The sequence below is a fragment of the Synechococcus sp. R6-5 genome, from assembly GCF_047461775.1.
Taxonomy (GTDB): Bacteria; Cyanobacteriota; Cyanobacteriia; order Thermostichales; family Thermostichaceae; genus Thermostichus.
In genome coordinates, this window is the sequence record NZ_JANSHV010000215.1 from 1 (window position 1) to 4,898 (window position 4,898).

Annotated in this window: 4 protein-coding genes; 1 reads left to right on the forward strand and 3 read right to left on the reverse strand. The window is 53.9% G+C overall.

The genetic code is table 11. The features are described from left to right. Nucleotides 1-1,597, forward strand: a 1,597-nt coding sequence (locus NW818_RS11120) for a serine/threonine protein kinase (RefSeq protein WP_414424588.1), incomplete at its 5' end; no start/stop codon positions are given. On the opposite strand, the gene NW818_RS11125 is transcribed toward NW818_RS11120, so the two are convergent. The 3 genes from NW818_RS11125 to NW818_RS11135 form a co-directional block, all read right to left on the reverse strand. After that, entirely contained in the window at nucleotides 1,594-2,316 is a 723-nt protein-coding gene (locus NW818_RS11125; protein ID WP_414424589.1) for a hypothetical protein, read from the reverse strand. The two genes, NW818_RS11120 and NW818_RS11125, sit on opposite strands and share 4 nt — an antisense overlap. A 232-nt stretch (nucleotides 2,317-2,548) precedes the next feature. Further along, nucleotides 2,549-4,516, reverse strand: coding sequence for a tetratricopeptide repeat protein (locus NW818_RS11130; RefSeq protein ID WP_414424590.1), 1,968 nt, complete (start codon nucleotides 4,514-4,516; stop codon nucleotides 2,549-2,551). Nucleotides 4,517-4,717: 201 nt separating this feature from the next. Then, nucleotides 4,718-4,898 (reverse strand): hypothetical protein (locus NW818_RS11135; protein ID WP_414424591.1); only part of this gene is annotated, 181 nt, incomplete at its 5' end.

Genomic DNA, 4,898 nt, shown 5'->3' on the forward strand with positions numbered 1-4,898 from the left:
TCGCGACATCAAACCCAGCAACCTCTTCATCGAGCAAGTTTTTCAAAATGGCAAGCTTATCCCCCAACTGAAAATCCTCGACTTTGGCGTGGCCAAAACCCTGGCGGATCACACCCTCAGCCTGGGCACCCAAAAAGGGGGAGGATTTATCGGCACAGCTCGCTACGCCTCTCCCGAACAGATACGGGGCAAAGCCTTGGATGCCCGCTCGGATATCTACTCCTTTGGGGTAGTGCTCTACGAGATGCTGACGGGATCCATGCCCTTTCAGCTGGAAACCGACTCCCTGCACAGCTGGATCCACGCCCATTGCTACGAAAGCCCAATCGAGATCAACCCGAAGGCAGCCCCCCAGCCGATCCCACCCCCTTTAGCAGCCGTGGTGATGGATTGCCTGAAAAAAAACCCAGACGAACGACCGCAAACGATGCGGGAGCTGGGGGAACGACTGCTGCAAGCCTATGACCTGACGGCAACCACCCAACTCTCTAGTGGCCAAGCCAGCACTGTGATCCTGCCCACCGGCAGTGCCAAGCCTCAACAGGATGCTCCACCCTCTTCTGACCCCAAGCCACCAATCCAAACCACCCGCAATACAGGATCGGCTTCTGGAGCCTTTGAAGATATCCGCGATGAGGATCTGGATCTCATCGAAGATGAGCCGGTCTCTCCCCCCTCCCCAGGTGCAGGGATCCCCTATTACATCACCGAGCGGGAACCCTCCTCAGCAGAAGCTTCGCCGGAAACACCGGATCCCTCCCCCCAAAGTGAGGATGAAACTCCCAAAACGCCCTCCACAGTGATCCCAGCCAGCAACGCTCTCCCGACCGTTCAGGATCCCCCTGTCGCTCGCCCTGCCACGCCGGCACGAACCGATACTCCCCGCACTCGCCCTCTGCGGCAAGCTGCCCCCCAAACGGTTCTGCAACCTTCCGACAGCAACCTGAAGTGGGTTTTGGCCGGGGGATCCCTGGGCGTTATGGCTTTGCTGGCCGCCTTTTTGCTGTGGCCACGCCCAACGATCCGCGATAGCCGGGAAGAACCGGATCCGATCCCTACCGCTGAAGTAACCCCAACACCTACACTCGAACCTGCTCCCACTCCAACGCCGACACCCACCCCGACTCCAGCACCAACACCCACTCCGACACCGACGCTTACCCCTATCCCTCGATTCACCCCGCTTGTCCCTCGTACTCCTACCCCCACCCCGCCTCCACCTCCTACTCCCACCGCCACACCTGCCCCGGCAACGCCAACGCCTGCGGCAGAGCTGGCCCTCAGCGGCGAGTGGCTTTACGAGGGAGGATCTTTTATCTGGCAGGGATCCCTGTGCAAGGTCAATGTTGCGGCTGGCGTCCAGGAAACCGTCTCCATTCGTCAGGAGGGCAACCAGATCAGCGTTTCCTCTCTCAGCTTTTCCGAACGCAGTGGCCAGCTCATCGGCAACCAACTTTCTGTCAGCGGTAAGGCAGCGGGTAGTGGCACCCCAACCATCACTTGGAGCGGCACTGTCAGCGCTGACGGGCGCTCGATTCGAGGAACGGCTACCTGTGGTAGCGCCAGCTTCGCCATTAGGCTCACACGGCAGAGCTAAATACCTACGCCTCCTCCCCGATCACCGCCGCCGCCGTCTTCCCTATCGCCCGGTTTCTGTTGCCGTTGAGGCGGTGGAGGAGGAGCAGCAAAGCTTTCGCTCACAACTTCGATGGTGTAAGGGCCTCGCCCAGGGCTGCCCGGCCCAGCCGTTGGAGAGGCATTTTGCGCCCAGTAGCTTTCCACCCGGAGCAAGTAGCAGCGGTCTTGCCGCACGGGGATGGTTAGCTCAGAGGTGGTAAAGTTGCCAGGGGCAGCATCATCATTTACAAAAACGTCAGGATCCAATCTCCGGTTGCTGTCATAGCTGCCGATGACCAATAGCGGGTCGAAAACCGGGCTGGTCAGCCGGATTGTAACCCCGGTAACGTTGGCTGCAGAGGGAAAGTAAAGAAACGCATCTGAATAGAAGGTAAACGTGCCGGGAGGGGGTGGGAATTCCCGGGCATTTTGAATATTGCCCCTCTCATCAAAATAATACTCCAAAAGGCTATTCGGCCCCAAGGTTCCACTGCGCCTATCCCCCTGTCGGCGGAGGCCAATCGAAGCGAAAAAGTCTGGGCTGAAGGCTTGTTCGCAGACGTTCACTAGAGGCGGTATTGTACTCCCTCCACTTCCTCCACAACCTGCCAAAACCGCAGCCGAGGCCAAAAGGCCCAAGAACAGCCTCTGCAGGGATCCCTGCGGAGCTCTAGAAGCATTCGATGCTAGCCCTGGCATAAGCACTCCTCCGGACACCGGATGTCAATGTTCCTCTAGATTACGATGCTCTGAGCAATTCTCAGCAAAATGCAGATCACTGACAGGATTTTCCCACGTTTAGGCTTGCACCGGCCTGGGGGGGCTGTTCCGCTGTTGACCTCGAGAAGGGAGCTTCAAGGGCGTAGTGGGGCCGTTGAGCCAATTTTGTCCTCAGGAAGGGATCCAGAGCAAAACCCTTTTTCGCAGTGGGCTAACCACTACTGGCGTCGGGCTTCCTGGTGAGGAAGAAATGGGCCAGGGCTGCCACACATTCTCGATCTTCGAAGAGTAGGTGGCATCGCTGCCGAACCTCCTCAGCCATGTGGTAGCGAAACTCAGGATCGGATCCCAGTTTTACGGCCAAATCCTCGTAGCTTTTCAGATCCGAGGCAATTAAACTGTCCAGCCCCATTCTTTTGAGAATGGCATAGGTATGCCGGCCCCGCATCAGCTTTCCAGGGCAAGTGATTACAGGTAACCCAATCGCAACGGCTTCTAGGGTGGTGATCCCACCTGACCAGCCGTAGGAATCCAACATGAGATCCGCACAGCGGTTGAGATCCAAGTAGTCTTGATAATCCAATCCGGGCAGGATCAGGCAGTGGTCTTCTACATTGAGGCCATACAAAGAAAAAGCCCGGGTGAGCCGTTCCCGAAATTGTCGGGCAATAGCAGCATTGGGTAGAGCCAAAAAAACAAATTGAGCGTTGGGCACTCGCTGAGCAATAGCGGCAAAAAGATAGTCATATTGGGGCAGATATTTACCCAAGTATTGACAAGCTAGGTAAACCACTGCGTTTCTGCGCAGGCCGAAATCCTCACGATAGCACTTTTGCTGAGGCAAAACCGGCTTTTCGAAGCAAGTGCCCAAATGAGGTAAACGAATCAGGGTTTCACTATAATGTTCTTGAGCATCCTCTGGCTCCATTAAATCGCTGGAGAGGAAATAGTCAATCGTAGAAAGCCCAGAAGTTACAGGATGAGCCCAAGTGGAGCACTGTATCGGTGCCAGTCGCAGGGAAGCCAGTTGCAGAATAAGAGGTGAAAGACCAATCTCCAAATACACCAAAATATCTAGCTGATCCTGCAGGATTTGTCGGGCTGCATCCTCAAGTCCGGTGGGAATGTGTCGAAACACATCGGCATATTGACGATACCGGTCTGTCATGAAATCGGTTCTGGGATCCAAGTGATAGGCGAAGACTTGAAACTTTCGCTCCGAGTTAGCCTGTCCATCAATCCAATTAGCATTTAGGTACTTAACCCAACCCAGAGATAAGCGACTGTAAGAGCAAGCTCGCATGGAAGCTGAGGCAAACCCAACTCGGATGGGATCCCCTGGTTGGGATTGGCAAGGAAGATATCTCCACTGGGAATAGCAAGCGTTGACTATACGTTGAACAAACTGGGCATATTTTTTCTGCAAATCCAGGTCGTTGTAGCCTTGGTACTGTAGGTAGTGATTGGTTCCCAGTCCTGATGCCCACAGCGCTGTGCGACGTTGCTCCTCCGTTTCTAGGGGAGTTTCCTCAATAAGACAATCCAGATGCTCGATAAAGCGAGCACGAAAGGAGTTGAGCTCTTCCTCACTCTGATAGACTGCCGGCAAGTAGAGATGATAAAACCAACGAGCCTGTTCTAACTGGGGATCCAAAGCCAATGCTTTCTCCAGGTGATCCAAGGCAACAGCGTGTTCTCCTTGATCTCGGTAGGCGATAGCCAGATTCAGATGCACCTCTTCCAAAGGGATCCCTGTCTGTTCATCCGAGTTTTCCAGTAGAGGATTGAGTAGGGCAATGGCTTCTTCGCTACGTCGCAGGTTAACTAAGATTTTTCCAGCTTGAAAGGCAGATCCAGCAGCGTGTGGATTCAGTTTCAGGCTTTGCTGATAACAGGATAGCGCTTCCTCGAGTTGACCCAAAGACTCATAGACGACACCCAAATTGTGGTGATACAGAGCCACTTCGGGATGTTGCTCAATGGCTTCTGCAATGAGAGCCGCTGCCAATTCCGAGTCTCCTCTGGCTTGAGCTACCGTTCCCAACAGGTGAAGGGCATCTGCATGCTCAGGAAAATCCGCCAAGATTTCGGAGTAAATAGCCTCTGCTTGTCGCAAATCTCCTGCTTGCTGGGCTTGGATCCCGGCTAGAAGTTTGTTTGTAAGTATCCAGTCTGACATCTACTACAAGATGGCTAGAAATTCTCCTGACTTGTCTGCCCAGTATAGTTTTTTCCAGTTATAGTCAGTTCAGTTGGGGATAAGATGACTTTACAGGCAAGATAACATGCAGGTAGACCTAAAGAGGAAGCTTAGATCTGAGAGAGAGTCGTATTTGTTCCGCTCCGTGGCTCATTTTTTTACTTTGTTCAGCTACTTTACCTAAACGTAAGCTCTGCTCAGGTAACAGAGACAGCCGTAGTTACCTTGAGAAATCTCCCCCTGCCAGAGGAGATGAGAGGGATCCAACATCTGGTCAATCTGCTTGCGGTCTTGCTCAGAAGTAAACTCCACGTAAATCACCTTGATGTCTTTGAGCTGCTCTTGCAAGCTGGTCAACACC

Excerpts from the sequence above, each read along its gene's own strand:
- NW818_RS11125 (WP_414424589.1), bottom strand. The coding sequence starts at position 2,316 with ATGCCAGGGCTAGCATCGAATGCTTCTAGAGCTCCGCAGGGATCCCTG.
- NW818_RS11130 (WP_414424590.1), bottom strand. The coding sequence starts at position 4,516 with ATGTCAGACTGGATACTTACAAACAAACTTCTAGCCGGGATCCAAGCC.